The 21,627-nt window shown below is 62.7% G+C and carries 23 protein-coding genes; 11 read left to right on the top strand and 12 right to left on the bottom strand.

Annotation, left to right across the window (positions count from 1 at the left end):
* Window positions 1-8 precede the first annotated feature (8 nt).
* Window positions 9-1,082, bottom strand: coding sequence for an ABC transporter substrate-binding protein (locus ATY76_RS06385; protein ID WP_088673937.1), 1,074 nt, complete (start codon window positions 1,080-1,082; stop codon window positions 9-11).
* Between the two features lie 239 nt (window positions 1,083-1,321).
* Here ATY76_RS06385 and ATY76_RS06380 point away from each other — a divergent pair, with 239 nt between their 5' ends.
* The 5 genes from ATY76_RS06380 (at window position 1,322) to ATY76_RS06360 (ending at window position 6,485) form a co-directional block, all read left to right on the top strand.
* The gene (locus tag ATY76_RS06380) at window positions 1,322-2,107 is read left to right on the top strand and encodes an IclR family transcriptional regulator (protein WP_088673936.1); all 786 of its coding nucleotides are present in this window, start codon (window positions 1,322-1,324) and stop codon (window positions 2,105-2,107) included.
* A 360-nt stretch (window positions 2,108-2,467) separates the two neighbouring features.
* A complete protein-coding gene (locus tag ATY76_RS06375) occupies window positions 2,468-3,820 on the top strand; it encodes an LLM class flavin-dependent oxidoreductase (protein WP_088673935.1) in 1,353 nt (450 codons plus the stop codon).
* A gap of 10 nt (window positions 3,821-3,830) precedes the next feature.
* Window positions 3,831-4,682 (top strand): ABC transporter permease, encoded by an 852-nt coding sequence (locus ATY76_RS06370; RefSeq protein WP_088673934.1) that lies wholly within the window; start codon window positions 3,831-3,833, stop codon window positions 4,680-4,682.
* A 39-nt stretch (window positions 4,683-4,721) separates the two neighbouring features.
* The gene (locus ATY76_RS06365) at window positions 4,722-5,705 is read left to right on the top strand and encodes an ABC transporter substrate-binding protein (protein WP_088673933.1); all 984 of its coding nucleotides are present in this window, start codon (window positions 4,722-4,724) and stop codon (window positions 5,703-5,705) included.
* 9 nt (window positions 5,706-5,714) lie between these two features.
* Window positions 5,715-6,485 carry an ABC transporter ATP-binding protein gene (locus tag ATY76_RS06360; RefSeq protein WP_088673932.1) on the top strand — a complete coding sequence of 257 codons (771 nt, stop codon included), beginning with the start codon at window positions 5,715-5,717 and terminating at the stop codon, window positions 6,483-6,485.
* Window positions 6,486-6,509: 24 nt separating this feature from the next.
* Here the strand turns inward: ATY76_RS06360 and ATY76_RS06355 are convergent, their stop codons facing one another.
* The 3 genes from ATY76_RS06355 to ATY76_RS06345 form a co-directional block, all read right to left on the bottom strand.
* Complete coding sequence (locus ATY76_RS06355) at window positions 6,510-6,932, bottom strand: type II toxin-antitoxin system VapC family toxin (RefSeq protein WP_088673931.1); 423 nt, start codon at window positions 6,930-6,932, stop codon at window positions 6,510-6,512.
* The gene (locus ATY76_RS06350) at window positions 6,929-7,195 is read right to left on the bottom strand and encodes a type II toxin-antitoxin system Phd/YefM family antitoxin (protein ID WP_088673930.1); all 267 of its coding nucleotides are present in this window, start codon (window positions 7,193-7,195) and stop codon (window positions 6,929-6,931) included. Before ATY76_RS06350 ends, ATY76_RS06355 begins: the two co-directional genes overlap by 4 nt.
* A 73-nt stretch (window positions 7,196-7,268) precedes the next feature.
* Window positions 7,269-9,080 carry a chloride channel protein gene (locus ATY76_RS06345; protein WP_088673929.1) on the bottom strand — a complete coding sequence of 604 codons (1,812 nt, stop codon included), beginning with the start codon at window positions 9,078-9,080 and terminating at the stop codon, window positions 7,269-7,271.
* 209 nt (window positions 9,081-9,289) lie between these two features.
* Between ATY76_RS06345 and ATY76_RS06340 the strand changes: the two genes are divergently transcribed.
* On the top strand, window positions 9,290-9,727 hold the full coding sequence (locus tag ATY76_RS06340) for a MarR family transcriptional regulator (protein ID WP_088673928.1): 438 nt from the start codon (window positions 9,290-9,292) through the stop codon (window positions 9,725-9,727).
* 21 nt (window positions 9,728-9,748) lie between these two features.
* Here the strand turns inward: ATY76_RS06340 and ATY76_RS06335 are convergent, their stop codons facing one another.
* The 8 genes from ATY76_RS06335 to ATY76_RS06300 form a co-directional block, all read right to left on the bottom strand.
* Complete coding sequence (locus ATY76_RS06335; RefSeq protein WP_088673927.1) at window positions 9,749-10,537, bottom strand: ABC transporter ATP-binding protein; 789 nt, start codon at window positions 10,535-10,537, stop codon at window positions 9,749-9,751.
* Window positions 10,534-11,586: an iron ABC transporter permease gene (locus ATY76_RS06330; RefSeq protein WP_088673926.1), complete on the bottom strand. Its 1,053-nt coding sequence runs from the start codon at window positions 11,584-11,586 to the stop codon at window positions 10,534-10,536. The genes ATY76_RS06335 and ATY76_RS06330 overlap by 4 nt, the downstream gene beginning before the upstream one ends.
* Before the next feature lie 69 nt (window positions 11,587-11,655).
* Entirely contained in the window at window positions 11,656-12,774 is a 1,119-nt protein-coding gene (locus ATY76_RS06325; RefSeq protein ID WP_088673925.1) for an ABC transporter substrate-binding protein, read from the bottom strand.
* 111 nt (window positions 12,775-12,885) lie between these two features.
* Entirely contained in the window at window positions 12,886-13,794 is a 909-nt protein-coding gene (locus ATY76_RS06320) for a homocysteine S-methyltransferase family protein (RefSeq protein ID WP_088673924.1), read from the bottom strand.
* Window positions 13,795-13,870: 76 nt separating this feature from the next.
* A complete protein-coding gene (locus ATY76_RS06315) occupies window positions 13,871-14,560 on the bottom strand; it encodes an ABC transporter permease (RefSeq protein WP_088673923.1) in 690 nt (229 codons plus the stop codon).
* Between the two features lie 12 nt (window positions 14,561-14,572).
* Window positions 14,573-15,298, bottom strand: a complete 726-nt coding sequence (locus tag ATY76_RS06310; protein WP_088673922.1) for an ABC transporter permease subunit — start codon at window positions 15,296-15,298, stop codon at window positions 14,573-14,575.
* A gap of 12 nt (window positions 15,299-15,310) precedes the next feature.
* Complete coding sequence (locus tag ATY76_RS06305) at window positions 15,311-16,084, bottom strand: transporter substrate-binding domain-containing protein (RefSeq protein WP_088673921.1); 774 nt, start codon at window positions 16,082-16,084, stop codon at window positions 15,311-15,313.
* Window positions 16,085-16,124: 40 nt separating this feature from the next.
* Complete coding sequence (locus tag ATY76_RS06300) at window positions 16,125-16,904, bottom strand: ATP-binding cassette domain-containing protein (RefSeq protein ID WP_088673920.1); 780 nt, start codon at window positions 16,902-16,904, stop codon at window positions 16,125-16,127.
* Between the two features lie 161 nt (window positions 16,905-17,065).
* Here ATY76_RS06300 and ATY76_RS06295 point away from each other — a divergent pair, with 161 nt between their 5' ends.
* The 5 genes from ATY76_RS06295 to mctP all read left to right on the top strand — a co-directional run bounded on the left by ATY76_RS06295 (window position 17,066) and on the right by mctP (window position 21,577).
* Window positions 17,066-17,530, top strand: coding sequence for an Lrp/AsnC family transcriptional regulator (locus ATY76_RS06295; protein WP_088673919.1), 465 nt, complete (start codon window positions 17,066-17,068; stop codon window positions 17,528-17,530).
* A gap of 83 nt (window positions 17,531-17,613) precedes the next feature.
* Window positions 17,614-18,999, top strand: coding sequence for a cache domain-containing protein (locus ATY76_RS06290; RefSeq protein ID WP_088673918.1), 1,386 nt, complete (start codon window positions 17,614-17,616; stop codon window positions 18,997-18,999).
* Window positions 18,996-19,667, top strand: coding sequence for a response regulator transcription factor (locus ATY76_RS06285; protein WP_088673917.1), 672 nt, complete (start codon window positions 18,996-18,998; stop codon window positions 19,665-19,667). Before ATY76_RS06290 ends, ATY76_RS06285 begins: the two co-directional genes overlap by 4 nt.
* Before the next feature lie 247 nt (window positions 19,668-19,914).
* Window positions 19,915-20,112 (top strand): DUF3311 domain-containing protein, encoded by a 198-nt coding sequence (locus ATY76_RS06280; protein ID WP_007539443.1) that lies wholly within the window; start codon window positions 19,915-19,917, stop codon window positions 20,110-20,112.
* Entirely contained in the window at window positions 20,102-21,577 is a 1,476-nt protein-coding gene (gene mctP / locus ATY76_RS06275) for a sodium:solute symporter family monocarboxylate transporter (RefSeq protein WP_088673916.1), read from the top strand. The genes ATY76_RS06280 and mctP overlap by 11 nt, the downstream gene beginning before the upstream one ends.
* The last annotated feature ends 50 nt before the right edge of the window (window positions 21,578-21,627 follow it).

Raw genomic sequence — 21,627 nt, 5'->3', positions numbered from 1 at the left:
AATCCGGATTACTTGGTGGCAAGCAGCTTGTCGAAGAGCGCCTTGTCGTAATCCGAGTAGATATAGCCGTCGGCCGGGAACTTGTCGGCGCGGGCGAGATAGCTGCCGATGGTGCTGTCGTCGATGACGGGCAACGGCACCTTGACGAAGGCGGGGACATCCTTGCCCTGCAGCGCCTGCACGGCGGTATAGACGGAAAGCGCGCCCAGCCAGTTGGGCTGCATGGTCGCCCAGCCCTTCAGGCCCTTCTCTTTCCACAGCTCCAGGAACTGCCGGGCATTTTCGCCCGTCGTCGGCACCTGATCGCGGCCCTGGCGCTCGAAGGCGAGAACGGAGCCGGCCGACAGCGCGCCGCCGAGCGACAGCACGCCATCGATTTCGGGATTGGCGAAGAGCAGGCTGGTCATCGCCTCCTGTGCCGGCGCGACGTTATATTCCGTGTTCGTCTCGGTGATGACCTGCAGGCCCGGATTGGCGTCGAGCACCGGCTGTGCGCCCTTGCGGCGATCATCGCTGACCGAGATGCCGGCCGGGCCGTTCATGATGATGATCTTGCCCTTGCCGCCGAGCTGGCTGACCATCCACTTCGCGGCGGTCGCGCCCCATTCGTTGGAATCGGTGTTGATCTTCGCCGTCACCTTGTCGGTATTGACGAGGCTGTCGAAGTTCACGACCGCGATGCCCTTGTCGCAGGCATCTGAAATGACGCGGTCGAGCGCGTTGGAGGAGCCGGCGATGACGACGATGGCGTCGACATTGGCGTCGATCATCGACTGGATATGCTGGATCTGCGTCTGGGCGTTGCCCTGCGCGTCGGTGATCATCAGGTCCTTCACCAGGCCGGCCTTCTTCAGCTCCTCCACCTCGGCGGTGATGGTGCCTTCGGTCTGCTTCATCCAGGTCGGCACCGAATAAATGTTGGCCCAGCCGATCGTGTAGGGCGCTTTCCTGTCACCCTTGATGCAATTGGCGGCGGCCGATGCCGTGCCGGCCGAAAAGGCGAGCAGGGCCGCAGCGGCGGCAGCGCCCGCCAGAAGGCGGCGGCGTAACGAGGCGGAAATGCTGTTTTCAAGATTCTTCATGTCGATCCCCTTTTTTCTATGCGGCAGCGCTGACGGCTTGCCATCTCGCAATTGTCCAATATAATGTACATATGATCTAAATACCGGACGCGCTGATCTTATGCCGATTTTTCCGCCTCGCAAGAGGGGTGAAAAAATTTCGTTCGCCGGGAAGACAGGATCGGTTGACAGATGCGGCAGAGGGTTTGAAAAGCTTGGCCGGACAGGAACAGGGCCCAACAGGAACGGGATTGACAGCAATGGACGCAATTCAGGACGAAGCAGTCGGCAAGCGCGCCCGCGGGCTCGACCGCGCCTTCGAGATCCTCGATTTCCTGCGCCAGAAGCGGCAGGCCCTGAAGCCGAATGAAATTGCCGCGCAGATCGGTGCGCCGCGTTCGTCGGTCTATGAGCTCGTCAACCTGCTCTTGAGCAACGGCATTCTCGAATTCACCGGCGGCGAGGGCCGCGTCTATCTGGGCCGCAAGCTCTATTTCCTCGGCGCCGCCTACGAGAACCACTTCGATTTCACCCGCGAATGCGAAGCGGCGCTGGAACAGCTTGCCGACGAGACGCGGGAGACCGCGCAGTTCTGCATGCTCGACGGGAACAAATATACTGTCGTGCGCATGCGCGAGGGCGCGCGGCCGTTCCGCATTTCGACGGATATCGGCCAGTCGGTGCCGATTCCGTGGACGGCGTCGGGCCGTCTGCTCGTCGCGCATCTGTCGGATGAGGAAATCCTGAACTTCATTCCGCCGCAGGATTTCCGCCTGCCGAGCGGCGAATGGCTCGACCCGCAGACCTTCATCGCCGAGGTGCGTCAGGCCGAGCGCGAAGGTCTCTTCACCTTCAACAGTATCGTCGACAGCTTCACGCACTGTTTTGCCGTACCGGTCAGGGACGAGGAAGGCCATGCCGCCGCCACGCTCTGCCTCGTCACCCCCCGCGACGACGGCATCGCCAACCGCGACCGCTACCTTGACTGCCTGAAGAAAGCCGCCGCGGGTCTCGACCATGCGCCGGCGCGGCCGAAGCGTGGCTGATCCACCGAGCAGAGTTCGGTATCGGCATTCTGATGGTACCGACATTCACGCTTAGGCCGGCATTCAGCTGCATGCCCTGTTAAACCCGTATCACCTCCGCCCGGCGCTTTGCCGGACTTGCGGCTGCTTGTCCTAGCCGGAATACCTGCCGCAGGACGATATATCTCCTGATGCCTCCCCGGCCGTTGATTTCCGGTTTCGCGCCAATCCCGAAAATCTATTCACTCTTCCTCCCAAACTACGGAATGAAGTTTCTCTATAAATTTTATGGAGAACGTATCTTAACTTTCCGACAGCCGATAACTGCACCTTGGCCTTGGGCAAGGCCGGGCTCTCGGCGGCAAACGGAGAGGACGCGAAATGACACGGAAAATCAGGCTTGGGGCATTTCTGCCCGGTGGCGGACAGCATGTTGCATCCTGGCGGCATCACGACCAGCCGGTCGATGGCGCGACCAGTTTCGCGTTCCACAAGCAGCTCGCTTTGACGGCCGAGCGCGGGCTCTTCGACGCCTATTTCCTGGCCGACGGCCTGGCTGTCGGTTTCGGCGGAGCGCGCGAAGGCGGCAATGCCCGGGTGGCCGGCTTCGAACCGGTGACACTGTTTTCCGCGCTGGCGCCTCTGACAACCCATCTCGGCTTTATCGCCACGTCCTCGACCACTTATGAGGAGCCCTACACCACCGCCCGCAAGTTCGCCTCGCTGGATCTGATCTCCCAAGGCCGCGCCGGCTGGAACGTCGTGACCACGACGGGCGACCTCACCGCGCAAAACTTCAACCGCGAAACGCAGCTGCCGCATGCCGAGCGTTATCGCCGCGCCGCCGAGCATGTCGACGTCGTCCGCAAACTCTGGGAGAGCTTCGAGGACGACGCGTTCATCCGCGACAAGGAGAGCGGCGTCTTCTTCGACCCGGCGAAGCTGCACGATACCGACCATCGCGGCGAGCATTTCAGCGTGCGCGGTCCGCTCAACGTCTCACGTTCACCGCAGGGCCATCCCGTCATCGTGCAGGCCGGACAGTCCGAAGACGGACGCGGGCTTGCCGCGGCGACGGCCGAGGTCATCTTCACCGCCCATCAGCACATCGAAACCGCCCAGGAATTCTATCGGGACATCAAGGCGCGCGCCCGCGGTCTCGGCCGCAATCCCGATCACATCCTCGTCATGCCCGGCGTCTCCGCCTTCGTCGGCAGGACCGAAGCCGAGGCGCGGGAGAAATACGACCGTCTGACCTCGCTCATCCTTGAGGAGGACGGGATCGGCCTTCTCAACGGCCTGACCGGCGGCACGCTCGACCTGCATGGTTACGATCTCGATGGGCCGCTGCCGCCCGCACCGCCGACGGAAGGGATGAAGAGCCGCCAGGCGCTGATCCGCCAGATCGCCGACGAGAACAACTTCACCATCCGCCAGCTCTATCAGTGGATCGCTTCCGCCCGCGGTCATTTCACCATCGTCGGAACGGCCGAGCAGATCGCCGATACGCTGCAGACATGGTTCGAAAACGAGGCTGCCGACGGCTTCAACATTCTGCCGCCCTGGCTTCCGACGGCGCTCGACGATTTCGTCGATCTGGTCATTCCAGAGCTGCAGCGGCGCGGCCTGTTCCGGACCGCCTACGAAGGCAAGACGCTGCGGGAAAACCTCGGCCTGCCTTTCCCGAGCAATCGATGGGCTGCCGGGCGCGCAGCTCTTCAGGCAGCGGAGTAAGGAGAAATCCATGACCTATGAGATCAACCAGGTCCTTCCGAGAAGCTTTGACCGTCTGAAAAACCGCGAAAGCAATACGCCCAGTTTCGCATCGCATGTGCGCGGGGTGCTCGCATCGCTTCTCCCGCGTTACGGCCTGCTCATCGCCTTTCTCGTGCTGTGGCAGGTGTCGAGCACCCGGGGCTGGGTCAATCCCGCCGTCTTCCCGCCCTTGAACGTGATCCTGTCGGCCCTCTGGACCAACCTTGCCAACGGCGCGCTGCTCGACGACATCGCCATCAGCCTGCAACGATCGGGAACGGCCTTTGCCTTTGCCGTCGTGGTCGGCATTCCGCTCGGCCTGTTCATGGGCCAGTTTCGCGCGGTCGAGCAGGCGCTCGACCCGATCCTGCAGCTCTTCCGCCAGACCTCGGCGCTGGCGCTCTATCCGGTCTTCATCCTGCTGCTCGGGCTCGGCGAAACGTCCAAGATCTTCGTCATCTTCTGGGCGACGCTGTTTCCGGTGCTGCTCTCCACCATCGGCGGCGTCAAGGAAGTGGATAGGAAGCTCATCGAGATGGCCCGGACCTATGGCGCCGGACCGCTCACGGTCTTCCGCCGCGTCATCCTGCCGGCCTCCGTGCCTGCGATCTTCGTGGGGCTGCGTCTCTCGGCCACGACTGCGCTTCTCCTGTTGATCGCGGCCGAGATGATCGGCGCCAACAAGGGCATCGGCTTCCAGGTGATGAACGCCCAGTACAATTTCCAGATCCCGCTGATGTTCGCGGCGATCCTGCTGCTCGCCTTTCTCGGTCTTGCCGCCAATGCCCTGCTCGTTCTCCTGCAGCGCCGTCTCTGCCGCTGGTCTCAGCCGAGCGCCTGACCCGCTTCCTCCAATTTTCCTCTTCCGAAAGGACATCCCATGACATTCCATCCCCGCAACCTTCTCCTGCCGGCCGTGATCGCGCTCGGTCTCGCCACGCCGGCCGCAGCCGCCGACGCAGTGAAGCTGCGCTACCTCGCGAGCCAAGGCGGTCTTGCCGCCCATGAACTCGCCGACGCGCTCGGCTATTTCAAAGACACCGGCATCACGTTTGAGAATGTCGGCTATGCCCAGGGCGGCCCGGCCTCTCTCATCGCTCTCGCATCCGGCGACGTCGAGATCGGCAGCGCCGCCACATCAGCCGTGCTGAATTCGATCATCGGCGGCAATGATTTCGTCGCCGCCTATCCGTCGAACGGCATCAATGACGAGGTGCAGTCGACCTTCTACGTGCTGGAAGACAGCCCGATCAAAAGCATCAAGGACATTGCCGGCAAGAGCATCGCGGTCAACACGCTCGGCGCCCATCTCGATTACACCATCCGCGAAGCCCTGCATTCCGTCGACCTTCCGAGCGACTCCGCCAACCAGGTCGTCGTTCCCGGTCCGCAGCTCGAGCAGGTATTGCGCTCCAAGCAGGTCGATATCGCCGCCTTCGGCTACTGGCAGACGACCTTCGAGGGTGCGGCGCTGAAGAACGGCGGCCTGCGTGCGGTCTTCGACGATACCGACGTGCTCGGCGACATCGCCGGCGGCTTCGTGGTCCTGCGCCGTGACTTCATTCAGCAGCACCCCGAGGCCGCGAAGATCTTCGTCGAGCAGTCGGCCCGCGCCCTCGATTATGCCCGCGAACATCCTGAGGAAACCAAGAAAATCCTCGCCAAAGCTCTGGCCGAACGCGGTGAGAACCCTGATATCGCCCAGTATTTCCGCGGCTACGGCGTGCGCGCCGGCGGCCTGCCTGTCGAGCGCGATATCCAGTTCTGGATCGACGTCCTGGTTCGCGAAGGCAAGCTGAAGCAGGGTCAGCTGGCGGCCAAGGACATTCTCTTTACCGCCGACACCAAGCCGGCTAGCAACTGAGGAACCGTGATGAGCGTCGCTGAGGACATTCGCCGCGGAGAGGTGACGATCCGTCACCTCTCCAAATCCTACAAGCTGAACGGCAGCCGCCTGCAGGTTCTTAGGGATATCAACCTCCACATCCGCTCCGGCGAAAGCCTCGCCATCGTCGGCGCCAGCGGTTCGGGCAAGACGACCTTGCTGCGGGTCCTGGCCGGCCTAGAGGAATCGGATACAGGCGAAGTACAGGTCGACGGCAAGACGATACGCGGCGTCGGCGCGGAACGCGCCGTCATCTTCCAGGAGCCCCGCCTTCTTCCTTGGCTTACCGTCCTCGACAACGTCGCCTTCGGACTGGAAACGCGGGGTCTGTCCCGTGAGCAGGCGCGGGACCGGGCACGCCACTACGTCAAGCTTGTCGGCCTGCAGCAATTCGAGGCAGCTTATCCCCGCCAGCTCTCGGGAGGCATGGCGCAGCGCGTCGGCATCGCCCGGGCGCTTGCCGTCCAGCCCGAGATCCTGCTGCTCGACGAACCGCTCGGCGCGCTCGATGCGATGACCAAGATCGGCATGCAGCAGGAACTCGCCCGGATCTGGCGGGATGAGGATGTGACGACCATTCTCGTCACGCACGATCTCGAGGAGGCGATCTATCTCGCCGACCGGATCCTGATCCTGCCGCGGGAAAAGGGAGGCGAGCCGCGCCTGATCGACATCGATCTGCCGCGTCCCCGCGACCGCAGCGCACCGGAATTCGTCCGGCACCGGGAAGAACTGCTCAACCTGTTCGGGCTGCATTGAAAGTTGTGACCATGCCTTCCAGGACTACACGGTCCAGGGATCGACGAGCTCGATCCCGAACCCCTCGAAATCTCTGGTGTTGCGGGTAGCCAGGGTGAGATCGTAAGCAATTGCGGTTGCAGCGATCAGGCCATCCATCGACGACAGACCGCGGCCGCTCCGTTTCGCGCGGCCCATGAGATCGCCCCAGGACAAGGCAACCGGCTCGTCCACCGGGATGATGCGGCCCTCGAAGCGTTGCGGCAGGTCCCGAGCAAGCCATTCGCCCAGCGCGTCGCGTTTCCGCCCGTTGTCCATCAGGGCAACACCGCGCCGAATCTCCGCGATCGACACAATGCTGATGAAGGAGCGATCCTCGTCGAGCTGATCCAGCCACGCCAAGACGCGCATGTCTGGGTTCGGCTTCGTCACCTCCGACAGGACGTTGGTGTCCAGCAGAAGCCTCACAGTTCGGGATCACGCGGTTCGTCGCGTTGACGATCGAGATCCAGATCAGCGCCGCGCAGCGGCGAACTCATCAGAAATTCGACAAGCGTACCCTTGCGCGCAGTCTTGCGCTGCCATTCCTCGGCGGAGACGACGACGACGCTCGGCTTGCCATTCCGGGTAATCGTCTGCGGCGCGGATTGGGCGCGTTCGATAACCTCGGAAAGCTTCGCCTTTGCGCTGGCGACGGTCCAGCTTTCATCGCCTTGTCGCGAGGGCTGCATGCTCAACTCCTGACTAGAATAACCATGATGACTATATAAGCCACGGCCGGAGGAGTGGCAAGCGGCATGGCTATCACGGTTTGCTTCTCGCTCCCGCGGTCAGATAGGGCCGCCGGTCCAGTTCCGCGGACCGCAAGGAACTGCGCAGCCGCAGCAGATCCTTGCGGGCGATCAGGCCGCACAGTCTGCCCGATGCCGGATCGACGATCGGGATACGGCCGTTGTCCGTCGACAGCATCAGGTCGGCGATGAAGGCGACGGTATCGTCAGGATGCCCGACGGGAACGGAATCATCCGCGACGGTTTCGCCAAGCGTCTGGGCGGCGAGGCCGGGCTTGCCTTGCCAGAGCAAGGCATCGGCCCGCGAGACGATGCCGGCGAGCTTGCCCGCAGTATCGACCAGCGGGTAGATCCGGTGCGTCTTCTGCTGCGAGGCGAAGAAATCGCAGGCTTCGCCGACCGTCATGGTAACGGGAAGCGTATCGACCTCGCTGATCATGATTTCCCTTGCCCGGGAAAGCTCGAACGGATCGACGCCGTATTCGCGGGTGATATGCTGCCCGCGGCGCGCGATCTTCTCGGTGAGGATCGAGCGGCGCAGCAAAAGGACCGTGACGGCATAGGCGACCACCGTTGCGGCAAGCAGGGGAACGAGCGTGCTGATGTCGCCAGTGATCTCCATCGCGAAGAAGGTTCCCGTCAGCGGCGCGCGCATGGTTCCGCCCATCATCGCCGCCATTCCGAGCAGCGCCCAGAAGCCGGGATCGTTGCCAGGCATGACCAGCCCGACCAGCCATCCGAGGGCGCCGCCGAAGATCAGGAGCGGAGCGAGCACGCCGCCCGAAGTGCCCGACGACAGGGCGAACAGCCAGATGATGGTCTTCACCAGCAGGATCGACAGGACCGCCGGCGCAAGCAGCCGGTTGTTGAGCAGGCCGTCGATGATGTCGTAGCCGACGCCCATGGCCCGCGGTTCGATCAGGCCGCCGAGGCCGATGACGAGACCGCCGAGCATCGGCCACCACATCCAGTGGATCGGCAATGCCTCGAACAGGTCCTCGATCCGGTAGAGCAGCGTCGTCAGCAGTCCGGATTGCAGCCCCGATAGGATGCCCATCGCCGCACAGGCGAAAATCCCCCACCAGGGCAATGTCACCTGGAAATGAGTCGGGAACAGCGGGCCTACTCCGAAGAGCAGCGGGCGCCAGCAGATCGATACGCAAGCTGCAACCGCAACGGGGATGAAACTGCGCGGCTTCCATTCGAACAGTAAGAGTTCGACGGCCAGCATGACCGCGGCGATCGGGGAACCGAAGATCGCCGTCATGCCTGCGGCAGCACCCGCGACGAGCAGCGTCTTCCGCTCGGCCGCGCTCATGTGAAAGAACTGCGCGAAGAGCGAACCGATCGCGCCGCCGGTCATGATGATCGGCCCCTCGGCGCCGAACGGGCCGCCCGTTCCGATCGAGATTGCCGATGACAGCGGCTTCAGCACCGCGACTTTCGGCGACATCCGGCTGCCGCCGATCAGAATGGCCTCGATTGCTTCCGGAATGCCGTGGCCGCGGATCTTCTCCGATCCAAAGCGGGCCATCAGGCCGATGGCAAGCCCGCCGAGCGGCGGCACCAGCACCACCCACAGCGAACGCGGCACGGCAGCCAGAGAGGCGGGCTCGATGCCGATCTCTCCGAACCAGACTACATTGGTCACCAGCGAGATCAGGCTGACGAGACACCAGGCCGCAAGGGCGCCTGACGTGCCGATGATGACGGCCATTCCGACAAGCAGGAGGACCCGCTTGTCTGTGGTGAAATCGCCGGCCTCGCGCCGGGAAAGGCCGCCGGTGAAATCATGCGGCCGGTTGCTTGGTTGATGCTGCGCCATGGAAGCCTCTGCTACGCGGAAACGGTCTGTTTGAGCGGCGTCATTATATCGTAATACGATATAAATCAATGGACGAAAGCAAGAAGGCGAAAATGTCTCGGAAGGTGCCTCACTTGACCGGCCGGCGGCTGCGCATCTATTCGAAATCCGGGAACAGTCCGCGCACGCAAACCGCGGCCGCTTTGCGTAGGCGGCAGAGGAGAATGAGCTTGAAGAAATCCGCACCGCCGCTGAGACAGGAGGATTACGAAGCTCTTGCCGACCTCAGATTTGCGCTTCGCCAGTTCATGGATTTCAGTGCGTCAGCCGCCCAATCGGAAGGCCTGCCTCCGCAGCAGCATCAGGCTCTGTTGGCGATCAAGGGACAACGCGGCGGCGAGGCGATGACGATCGGCATGCTGGCCGAGCGGCTGATCATCGCGCCCCATACGGCGACCGAACTCGTCGGACGGCTGTCGGATGCCGGGCTGGTCGAACGCCACGCCGATCCGGTCGACAGGCGCCGCCAGACGATCCTCCTGACCGAGAAGGCGGACGCGCTTCTGACGAGGCTGAGCGCCGTCCATCTCTCGGAAATCAGGGTGATGGCGCCGAAGCTGATCGAGCTTCTTCTCGAGCTCCAGAAGACGGCGCTGAAGGACGAATGAAGACGCCGTCGCGGCGGAGGACTACAAACTCTCGGCGACCAGCGGCTGAATGACGGGCTGGCCACGCCGGTCGTGCAGCACCTCGACATCCACGCCGTAAGTCTGCGCGATGAGGCCCGGCGTGACGATCGATTGCGGATGGCCGCTCGCCTTCATCGTGCCGTTTGCGATCACCAGCAGATTATCGGCATATTGGCAGGCCAGATTGAGATCATGAAGCACGACCATGGTGATCCAGCCATTGGCGCGCGTTTCCCGGCGCACCAGATCGAGCAGGGCAAGCTGATGCTTCAAATCAAGCGCGCTGACCGGCTCGTCCAGCAGCATGACTTTCGGCTCGCGCATCAGCACCTGGGCAAACAGCGCCATCTGCCTTTGTCCGCCGCTCAGCGAAGCGATGTCGCGGCCGGCAAGATGAGCGATGCCGGTCTGTGAAAGCCGTGTCATCGCCATGTCGAGCGTCTCGTCGTCGATATGCAGCGAGAGGCGGCCAAGCCGGCCGAGAACCACGACTTCGAGAACGGTGAGCGCAATATCCGTAGCGGTGTCCTGCGGCATATAGGCGAAGCTCTCGCGCCACGATTTCAGCGCCCGCGCGCCTGTGCGTCCGGCGGCTAGGCTGTCCCCGCCGAGCGTCAACCTGCCTTCGGCGAGCGGCAGGTCGCCGAAGAGGGCGCGCAGAAGCGTGGTCTTGCCCGTGCCGTTGGGGCCGATGACGGCATGGATCTTTCCGGCTTCCAGGACAGTGTCGACGCCGGAAACAATTCTCTGCCCGCCGCGCTCGATGGCGATGTTTTCGAGGCGGATCATGCGCCGTTCCTTTTCGGCGCGAAGATCAACCACAGCAGGAACGGCACGCCGACGATGGCGGTGACGATGCCGACGGGAAACAGCGCGCCGGGGATGATCGACTTCGACACGATGGAGGCAGCCGACAGCATCAGCGCACCGCTGACGACGGACATCGGCAGGAAGAAGCGCTGATCCTCGCCCACCGTCATCCGGGCGATGTGCGGGGCGACGAGGCCGATGAAGCCGATCACGCCGACGAAGCTCGTGGCGGTCGCCGTCATGACCGCGACGATGACGAGGACTTTCATCCGCAAGAGCCGGACATTGACGCCGAGGCTTGCTGCCCGCATCTCGCCCATGCGCAGGGCGGCCAGCTTCCAGGAATCCGCCATCAGCATGGCGCAACAGACGAGGGTGACAGCCGCGGTGAGGGCCAGCGTCGGCCATGTCGCCTTCGTCAGGCTGCCGAACAGCCAGAACAATATCTGCTGCGACAACTCAGGCGAGGAGAGGAACTGGATGAGCGACAGAAGCGACTGGAACAGGAAGAGAAGGGCGATGCCGCCGAGAATGATGGTTTCCGCCGTCATGCGGCGCATCGAAGCCAGCGTGAAGAGAAAGAGCGCCGCCAGCATGGAAAAGACGAAAGCACCGAGCGGCACGGCCACCATCGCGTCGAGGCCAAGGCCGCCGAGCGCGAGAACCAGTGCTGCCCCGAACCCGGCCGCAGCCGCCATGCCGAGCGTATAAGGGCTCGCCATCGGATTGTTGAGAAGCGTCTGCATCTGCGCGCCCCCGGCCCCGAGCGCTGCACCGACGGCAAGCGCCATCAGCGCCATGGGCAGGCGCAGGCCCCGGACGATGGCGTCAGTCATGGCCGCCCGCTCGCCGAGGCCCGTGAGCGAACGTACCACTTCTGCCGGCGACAGCAGCGACGGGCCTGTCGCGATATCGAGAACGAGACAGATCACCGTCAGAGCCACGAAAATCAGAAGGCTGCGCCAGCGCCTGCGTTCACGCAGCCTGTGCGCGCCGATCGCTTCGGCATTGCGGGCGGTCACTGTCATCCAAACACCCATTTCAACGGAAAACGAGCGCCATGAACCATGGCGCTCGCAGAGCTATGCCCGTCAGGATCAACCCTTGACGGCGATGGCGAACGTGCCTTCGGGAACCACCGGCAGATACTTCTTGTAATAGCCGAGGTAGTTGGCAACGGGATCGACGTCCTTGAACTGCTCGGGATAGAGCTGCTTGGCGATATACTGCACCATTGCAAAATCCGAGAGCGTGCGGGAGGCGCCCTGATAGACGCCGAAGAGGTGGGCGTCCTTGACGGCAGGCAGTTCGCTCCAGCCCTGGCGGGTTTCGAAAGCCTTCAGCTTCTCGCGGGCTTCGTCGGCCTTCACACCCTGGCCCATCGGCAAGGCGGTCTCGCTCTTGTTGTTCTCGCGGCCGGAAATGAAGATGGCATCGGGCTTGGACGCCAGGACCTGCTCCGGATTGATCGGACCCCACCATTCGACGAAGGGCGCTGCGATATTGTCGCCGCCGGCGGCCGTCGACATGGCGCCCCACATGTTCTTGCCGTAGGTGAAGGAATATTCGGCCGGTCCCTTGTTGCCGAATTCGACATAGACCTTCGGCTTCGGCTTGCCCGATGCGGCAACGCGATCGGCAATGTCCTTCAGCGCGCCGGCGTAGAAATCGGCGATCTCCTTGCCGCGGGCGTCCTCACCGGTCAGTTCCCCGAACAGCACGGTCGAGGCGACATGGCGCTCGACGGTCTGGGCGTTGTAGTCGACGACGACGACAGGAATTCCCTGTTCTTCGAGCCGATGGGCGTCCTGGCCGAGCGCCTGGTACTGCCAGTCGGCAAGAATGACCAAGTCAGGATTGAGGCTCAGCACCTTCTCGATGGAAAAGGTCTGCGCTTCCACTTCGCCGACATCGGCGATGTCGCCGAGCGAGGGGCGGTGGGCAAGGTGCATCTTCCAGTTCGCGGGAACCCAGCCTTCCCATGCCTCGCGGGAAATGCCGACGACGGAATCATAGGCCTTCTCGCCGCCGACGGCCATGTAGTCTTCGAAATAGAAGCCAAGCACCACGCGCTTGGCCGGAAGATCGACCTTCACCTGGCGGCCGATCACATCGGTGATCGTCTTTTGCTCTGCCATGGCGGACGGGGCGAGGAAAATAGCGGAAACAGAAATAAGCGAGGCAGCCAGCCAGCTGGCCACGGATCTAGAATTCATGACGACCTTCCATGCGTTAAATACAGCGCCGGGTTATAAAAGGTGATGAAAAAAATCAAGTTATTTATTAACTGTCTCTCCCCCCGGGAAAACATTGTTTTCTCCAGCGCTTCAGCCTGAAAGCGTGTTCCTGAGGCGATGGATATGGGCGGCGCCGATGCCGCAGCAGCCGCCGATGATCGTCGCACCGGCTTCGGCCCAGGAGCAGGCAAAGCGGGAATAGACATCGCCGTTCAGATCGTCGCGGGTTTCGTGCAGACCTTCATTGGCCGCCGATGCGCCCTGTTCCCCTTCGAAGGCATTGGCATAGACGCCGATTTCGATCTGAGCGTCCGCCTTGCGGAACACGCGCGCTGCCGTCTCCACGGCGCCCCGCATGACCTCGGGCTTGCTGCAATTGAACAGGAAGGCTTCCGCACCTGACGAAACCGCCCAGGACGCCGCGTCCTCGACACTTTCGCCGGAGCGAAGCCTCAGCTCGCCGCTTTTTATGTCGGCCTCGTCATCCGCCAAGGTGAACGAGATCCAGAACGGCTTGCCGGATGCCGCAACCGCCTTGCGCACGGCCTCACCCTCGGCGATCAGGCTCAAGGTCTCGCCGAGCCATATGTCGACGAAGGGCGCAAGGTTTTCGACCAGCACCTTGAGATAATCCTGCACCCGCGCAGGCTGGAAGTTCTGCGGCTCGTAGGAGCCGAAGATCGGCGGCAGCGAACCGGCAACCAGCACCTTGCGGTCCGTGACGGCATCGGCCGCCTCGCGCGCCAAGCGGCCGGCGAGACGGATCAGCGCAGCTCCCTCCTGCCGAAAACGGTCTTCGCCGATATGGAAGGGCACGAGCGCGTAGCTGTTCGTCGTGATGACCTCCGAGCCGGCGGCGATGAATTCCTTATGCACCTCGCGCACGATGTCAGGCGAATTCATCAGCGCCAGCGCCGACCATTCCGGCTGCTTCAATTCGGCGCCCAGCCGCAGCAGCTCGCGGCTCATGCCGCCATCGAGAATTCGCGTTGTGCTCATGAGGTAATCTCCATTCATGCTGTCGCGCCGTGACCGGCGGCGGGCTTTAAAAACAAAGTGGGAAGCTTCCGTCCGCCTAGCGGCGAACCGGCACCTGCGCTTCAAGACCTCGAAAGACGCGGGCGATCACCGCGGTCAGGGCGAGATAAAAGAAAGTGACGACGAGCAGGGGTTCGTAGACGAGCAGCGTGTCCTGGCGAACCTTGTTCGCCACGGCATAGAGATCCATCACGGTCACCGTGAAGGCGAGCGGCGTCGCCTTCAGCTGCATGACGATCTCTCCGGCAATGGTCGGCAGGGCGATGCGGATGGCGCGCGGCAGCCAGATGCGGCGGGTCAGCTTCCAGGGCGACAGGCCGAAGGCCCGGCCGGCTTCGAGCTCGCCCTTGGGAACGGCGAGCAGCGCGCCGCGCAGCACTTCCGCCTCATAGGCCGCATAGTTCAGCGTGAAGCTGACGGCGGCGAAGAAGAAGCCCTCGCGCAGGATCGGCCAGAACAGGCTCTGGCGAATGCCGGGAACCATGGGCAGCAGCGAGCCGACGCCGTAATAGAGAAGCCACAGCTGGATCAGCAGCGGCGTGCCGCGAAAGAAGGTGCAATAGCTCCGCGCAAGAAGCCGCGTCAACCTGCCGCCGCTGACCTGCGCGAAGGCGAGGCCGATGGCGATCATGAAGCCGAACACCACTGAGATGACCAGCAGCGAAACGGTCTGCCAGGCGCCGGTCAGAAGAAGCGGCCAGTAGGAAGAGATCCAGGTGAAGCTCATGGGGCGCTTTCTTCAGGCAAGACGCGGCTGCCCCCGCCGCACCCGCCCTTCGATCAGCTTGAAGACGACGTTGGAAGCGAGCGTGATCGCGAGATAGAGAAGGGCCGAAGCGAGGAAAAAGACGAAATAGTGCTTGGTGCTTGCACCGGCGAGGCGGGTGGCGAGCGCCAGTTCCTGATAGCCGACAACCGCGACCAGCGCGCTGTCTTTGGTGACCGACATCCACAGATTGGCAAGCCCGGGCAGCGCGTTCGGCAACAGCGCCGGCAGCAGGATGCGGCGGAATCGCAGTACCGGTCCCATGCCGAAAGCCTTGGCAGCCTCGATCTGGCCCGAGGGAATGGCGAGGATCGCGCCGCGCAGCACTTCCGTCATATAGGCGCCCTGCACGAAGCCCAGCACGGCGACGGCCGCGACGAAGCCGTTCACCTCGACCGGCGGCAGCTCCATCGCAGCCAAGAGCCGGTTGAGGCCATCGGTGCCGGCATAGTAGAGGCCGACGATGAGGATCAGTTCGGGAACGGCGCGGATGAGCGTGGTGTAGAGATCGAGCAGCAGGCGAAGCGCGCGATTGCCCGAAAGCTTCCCAAGCGCGCCGCCCGTGCCGAGCAAAATTCCGACCGTGAAAGCGCAGGCGGAGATGGCGACCGTCGAGACAGCACCTGCCAAAAGAACGCCGCCCCATCCCGGAGGATAGGGAGACAGCAGGTCCAGAATGCCTTGTTGCGCGGTCGCCATCGCCGGGATTGCTTACTTCGCGCCGTAGATATCGAAGTCGAAGTATTTCTTGGTGATGGCGTCATACTGGCCGTTGGCGCGAACTGCAGCGATTGCCGCATTCAGCTTGGCTTTCAGCTCCGTATCTTCCTTGCGCAGGCCGCCGGAAACGCCGGCGCCGAGAATCTCCTTGTCGTCGGCGACATCGCCCATCTTGGCGCAGCAATCCTTGCCGCCGTCGCTTTTGAGGAACGCATCGAGCGCCAGCGAATCGCCGAAGACGTATTCGATGCGGCCGGAGGCCAGATCCTGGAACGCCTCGTCGAGCGTCTGGTAGGTCTTTTCGTCGGCAGCCTCGGCAAAGTATTTCTTGTAATATTCAGACTGGATCGTCGACACCTGGATGCCGATGGTCTTGCCCTTAACATCTTCGGCGGTGGCGCCCGGCTTCTGGTCCTTGGGGCCGATCAGCGTGCTCGGCGTGTTGTAATACTTGTCGGTGAAATCGATGACTTTCGAGCGTTCCGCCGTGTTCGACATCGACGACCAGATCACGTCGAACTTCTTGCTCTGGAGAGCCGGAATGAGACCGTCCCAGGAAATGTCGACGATCGAGCACTTTTCCTTCATCTCTGCACAGACGGCGTTCATCAGGTCGATTTCCCAGCCGTGCCACTCGCCCGAGGCATCCTTGGCGAAGAAGGGCGGATAGGATTCGTTCATGACGCCGAAGCGGACCTCGGCCTGAGCCGTGACGGCGGAAAGCGCAAGGGCGGCGCCGGCAAAAAGCATGGGGAGCAGTTTCATTCGCAGGGTTCTCCTGGTTCGTGTGTATCGATGATATTCATCAGTGGGCGCTGAGACCGGTGAATTCCCGGCAGCGGGCGCTGAGCGGCGCCCCGAAGACTTGCTCGGGCGGGCCTTCCTCCTCGATCCGGCCCTGATGCAGGAAGAGGACGCGGCTGGAGACATCCCGGGCGAAGCGCATTTCATGGGTGACGATCAGCATGGTCCGGCCTTCCTCCGCGAGATCGCGGATGACTTTGAGGACCTCGCCGACCAGTTCCGGATCGAGCGCCGATGTCGGCTCGTCGAACAGCATGACGGCGGGATCGATGCAGAGCGCCCGCGCGATCGCCGCGCGCTGCTGCTGGCCGCCGGAGAGGAAGGCGGGATAGGCATCGCGCTTGTCGAAGAGCCCGACCTTATGGAGCAGGGCTTCGGCCTTTTCGATCGCTTCGCGTTTGGAAACGCCCATGACATGCACCGGCGCCTCGATAACGTTTTCCAGCACGGTCCGATGCGCCCAGAGATTGAAGCTCTGAAAGACCATCCCAAGCCCCGTCCGCAGCCGCTCGATCTGCCGCCAGCTCTGCGGCTGCAGCCGCCCGCCGCGGCCGGTCTTTAGCGAGACCTCCTCGCCATTGACGGCAATACGTCCGCGATCGGGCGTTTCCAAAAAATTGATGCATCTGAGGAAGGTGCTCTTGCCAGAACCCGACGAGCCGATAATGGAGATGACGTCGGACTTGTGAGCCTCCGTCGAGATACCCTTGAGAACCTGTTGCGAGCCGAAGCTTTTATGGAGATCTTCGACGCGAAGAGCAGGAAAGGGTTGATCCGACATGCGTGGTTCCGGCTGAACTTGAGCTGCGAAGGATAATGATTAATTGCGCGGTTTTTTCGCGCAATTTCCATCTCTTTTGCATTTTCTATGCAAAATAATCTTTCTCGCGCGGCGAACACGGCAGAATGTGGCTGCTCAGAGAGCTTAAAGTGGACAGGACAATGGAACAACTGGATCGTTTTGACCGCGACATTCTCGATATCGTTCAGCGCGACTGCCAGCTGAAGGCCGAAGCGATTGCCGAGCGGATCGGTCTGTCGGTCTCGGCCGTGCAGCGGCGCTTGAAGCGACTGCGCGAGGAGGGGATCATCAAGGCCGAGGTCGCTGTCGTCGACCGGAAGGCGACGGGGACGTCGATGGTGTTCATCGTCGGCATGGAGATCGAGCGGGACAATTACGACGCGCTGGCGAAGTTTCGCGTCTGGGCGGAGAAGCAGGATCATATCCAGCAAGTCTATTACGTCACAGGCGCTGTCGACCTGATCGCGATCGTCACCGCCCGCGACGTCGAACACTATGACGACATCGCCGCCCTGATCATGGCGGAAAATCCGCAAATCCGCCGCATGCACACGAATGTCGTGCTGCGCGACGTCAAGCTCGGCCTGTTCGTGCCGCTGGAATAGCGCATGCCGGCCACCGACAAGCCGCTGGACTCGCCTTCGGCAAAGCGCATAATTCCGGCACGCATCCCGGGGAGGACCGATCGTTGACGTTACGACACCAGATCATCGCATTGGCGATCGTTCCGCTCGTCATCTCGATCCTCGCGATCACCACCTTCATCACCTGGCAATCGGCAAATCTCGCCAAGAACAGCATCGACACGTTCGAGCAGAACATGCTGAAGACGAGGGAAGCCGAGATCCTCAACCTGACCAATCTGGCGCTCTCGGCCATCCAGACGATCTATGACAAGGCCGGTCCCGACGACGAAGCCGCCAAGCGGCAGGTGGCCGACATTCTGACCTCGCTCGACTACGGCAAGGACGGCTATTTCTTCGTCTACGATTATGACGGCAACAATATCGTCCATCCGCGCCAAAGCTTCCGGCATGGGCAAAATTGGCTCGACCTCACGGATCCCGATGGCGACAAGGTCATTGCCGAGCTGATCGCCACGGCAAAGGCGGGCGGCGGCCTGCACCAGTACAAATGGCAGAAGCCTTCAACCGGACAAATCGCCGACAAGCTCTCCTTCGTCGTCAGCCTCGACAAATGGCACTGGGTCGTGGGAACCGGCGTCTATCTGGACGACGTCTTTGCCCAGAGTGCCGCCGCCAATGCGGTGATGCGCGCCAACATCAGACGGACCTTCGTCATCGTCGCGCTGATCGCCGTGCCGGCAGTGCTCGTCGTTTTCACGACCTGCATGCTGCTGACCTTCCATGAACGCCGCATGGCCGACAGCCGGCTCAAGGAGCTGACGCAGCGGGTGATCGACACCCAAGAAGAGGAGCGCACGCGGCTGGCGCGCGAACTGCATGACGGCATCTCGCAGACCCTTCTCGGCGTGCGCTATGCAATGGACCTCGCCGGCCGCAAGGTCAGGACCAATGTCGACGAAGCGGCGGTGACCATCGAGCGCGGCGTCGAGGCGCTGAACGGTGCGATCAAGGAAATACGGCTGCTCTCGCACGATCTGCGGCCCCGCGTGCTCGACGATCTCGGCCTGACGGCTGCACTCGAGGCGCTCTGCCATCACTTCGCCGAACGCACCGGGATCGAGACGGAGATCGACGCCTCGGGCTTTAAGGGCATGCTGAAGGCGGAAGCCAGCACTGCCCTCTATCGCGTCGCGCAGGAGGCCTTCAGCAATGTCGAGCGGCACGCGGGCGCCTCGAAACTCTCGGTCAAGCTTTGGAGCGACGGCGGCCGCGCCCGCATGACCATCTCCGACAACGGCACCGGCTTCGACGGCGCCAGGGATGGCGCATCCGGCGGCTCGGGCCTCGGTCTGCGCAACATGCAGGAACGGATGGCGCACTTCCGGGGCCTGCTGCTCATCGACAGCAGCGAGGCCGGCACGACGCTGACGGCGATGATGCCGAGATCGGCCAATCTGCCGGCCGGCAGGCAGGCGGAAGCCGCATGAACGAACGCCCGAAAATCAAGGTCCTCCTGATCGACAACCATCCGCTGGTGCTGGACGGGCTGAAAGCCGTGCTCGAAACCTTCGATCATATCGCGGTTGCAGGCACCGCCGGGCTTGCGCAAACCGGTCTCGACATCGCACGGCAGATCCGGCCGCAGGTGGTGCTGATGGACATCAACATGCCGAAGCTCAGCGGCATCGATGCGATCGAACTGTTCAGGAACGAACTTCCTGAGACCCGCGTCGTGATGCTCTCCATGCATGACAGCCGCGAGTATATTTCCTCGTCGGTCATGCATGGCGCCGCCGGTTATGTGCTGAAAGACGTGTCCACCGACGAGATCGTCGCGGCCATCGAGGCAGTGGCGGGTGGCGGCACCTATTTCTCCTCCGGCGTCTTCGACGCGCTGATGGGTGAGCGCGTGGAGGAGGGGAGCGATCCCCTGACGCCGCGCGAGCGCGATACGCTCGGGCTGATCGTTGCCGGCAGGAGCAACCGCGAGATCGCCGAAGTGCTCGGGATAAGCGCCGCCACGGCGGAAACCCACCGCAAGAACCTCAAGAAAAAGCTCGGCATCGCCACCACGGCAGGCCTCATCCGCTATGCGCTCGACCATGGCATCGTCTCGAAAATCGAAGCAAATCCGCACCTACCCACTTCTGGGTAGGCCCCGGTATTTCGGCTCTGCGCCCATCTTGTGGGGATAAAACCGACGCCCTAGGACTCCATTCGCGGCTTGCCAAGTGTCAAGCCGTTGGGAGGAATTCACATGCGTTACATCAGCTTCCGATTGGCCGGAAAAGCTCGAGCGACCCGAACGGGGCCTGCTGCCGCCGCCGGCTGACAGACCTGCCTTCCACGCCGACAACTGGAACATGGCGACCGCAATTGCGGCGCCTGAAAGGTACTCCGACATGGAAAAACCACGTAGCAAGGCAGCGCTGTGGCTGCTGATCATTCCCTACATCGGCCTGCTCTGGCCGCCATTCTACAATCTCCGGGAGCCGTCGCTTTTCGGCTTTCCCTTCTTCTACTGGTATCAGCTTCTCTGGGTGCCGATCACGGCGACGCTGACATGGATTGCCTACCGGAGCGTTCGCCATGACGACTGACATCAACGGCACGGCGCTTGCCGTCTTCATCTTCTTCTTCGCCCTCGTCACCGTCATGGGCTTCGTCGCCAGCCGCTGGCGCAAACCCGAGACGCTCGCCCACATCGATGAATGGGGCCTTGGCGGCCGCAACTTCGGCACCTGGATCACCTGGTTCCTCGTCGGCGGCGATTTCTATACCGCCTATACCGTCATCGCCGTTCCGGCCCTGGTCTACACCGTCGGCGCCTACGGCTTCTTCGCGCTGCCCTATACGATCGTCGTCTATCCTTTCGTCTTCATGGTCATGCCGATCCTGTGGAAACGCGCCAAGGATTTCGGTTATGTCACGGCCGCCGACGTCGTTCACGGCCAATATGGATCGCGCGGACTCGAACTCGCCGTCGCGGCGACGGGCGTCATCGCCACCATGCCTTACATCGCCCTCCAGCTCGTCGGCATGACGGCGGTCCTGAAGGCGCTCGGGCTGCATGGCGAGCTGCCGCTTGCGATCGCCTTCATCGTGCTGGCGCTCTACACCTATTCGGCGGGCCTGCGCGCGCCGGCTCTGATCGCCTTCGTCAAGGACATCATGATCTATATCGTGGTGATCGCAGCCGTCGCACTCATCCCCTCGAAGCTCGGCGGCTATGCCAATGTCTTCGCCTCGGCCGATGCGGCCTTCCAGGCCAAGGGCTCCGGCAACCTGCTGCTCGGCGGCAATCAGTATGTCGCCTATGCCACGCTTGCGCTCGGTTCGGCGCTCGCCGCCTTCATGTATCCGCATACGCTGACGGGCATCTTCGCCTCCAACAGCGGCAAGACGATCCGCAAGAACGCGATCATGCTGCCCGCCTATACGCTGCTGCTCGGGCTTCTGGCCCTGCTCGGCTACATGGGCCATGCCGCCAACCTGAAGCTCGACAGTGCCAATGACGTCGTTCCCACGCTGTTCAAGACGCTGTTTTCGGGCTGGTTCTCCGGCTTCGCCTTCGCTGCGATCGCGATCGGCGCACTGGTGCCGGCGGCGGTGATGAGCATCGGTGCGGCCAATCTCTTCACCCGCAATTTCTGGAAGGCCTATGTCGATCCGAAGGTCAGCGATGCGGACGAGGCGAAGGTCGCGAAGGTGACGTCGCTGGTGGTGAAGGTCGGCGCGCTGCTCGTCATCATCTTCCTGCCGACGCAGTTCGCCCTCGACCTGCAGCTGCTCGGCGGCATCTGGATCCTGCAGACGCTTCCGGCCCTGGTCTTCGGTCTCTACACCAACTGGTTCCGCGCACCCGGTCTGCTTGCCGGCTGGTTCGTCGGCTTCTGCGGCGGCACCTACCTCGTTTGGGATGCCGGCTGGAAGCCGCTGCATATGATCAGCCTCGGCGGCGAGCCTTTCACCGTCTATACCGGCCTGCTGGCTCTGGCGGCAAACATCGCCGTCGCGGTCGTCGTCAACGCCCTGCTTCCCGCCAGGGCTCCGGCTCGGGCGTAGGATGAAAATGCGAAGGGCAGCAAACGCTGCCCTTCCTCATTCCAAATTAT

Source organism: Rhizobium sp. R339, assembly GCF_002211395.1.
Taxonomy (GTDB): domain Bacteria; phylum Pseudomonadota; class Alphaproteobacteria; order Rhizobiales; family Rhizobiaceae; genus Rhizobium.
The sequence above is the reverse complement of the archived record's forward strand: the minus strand, read 5'-3'. Positions and strand labels throughout refer to the sequence as shown.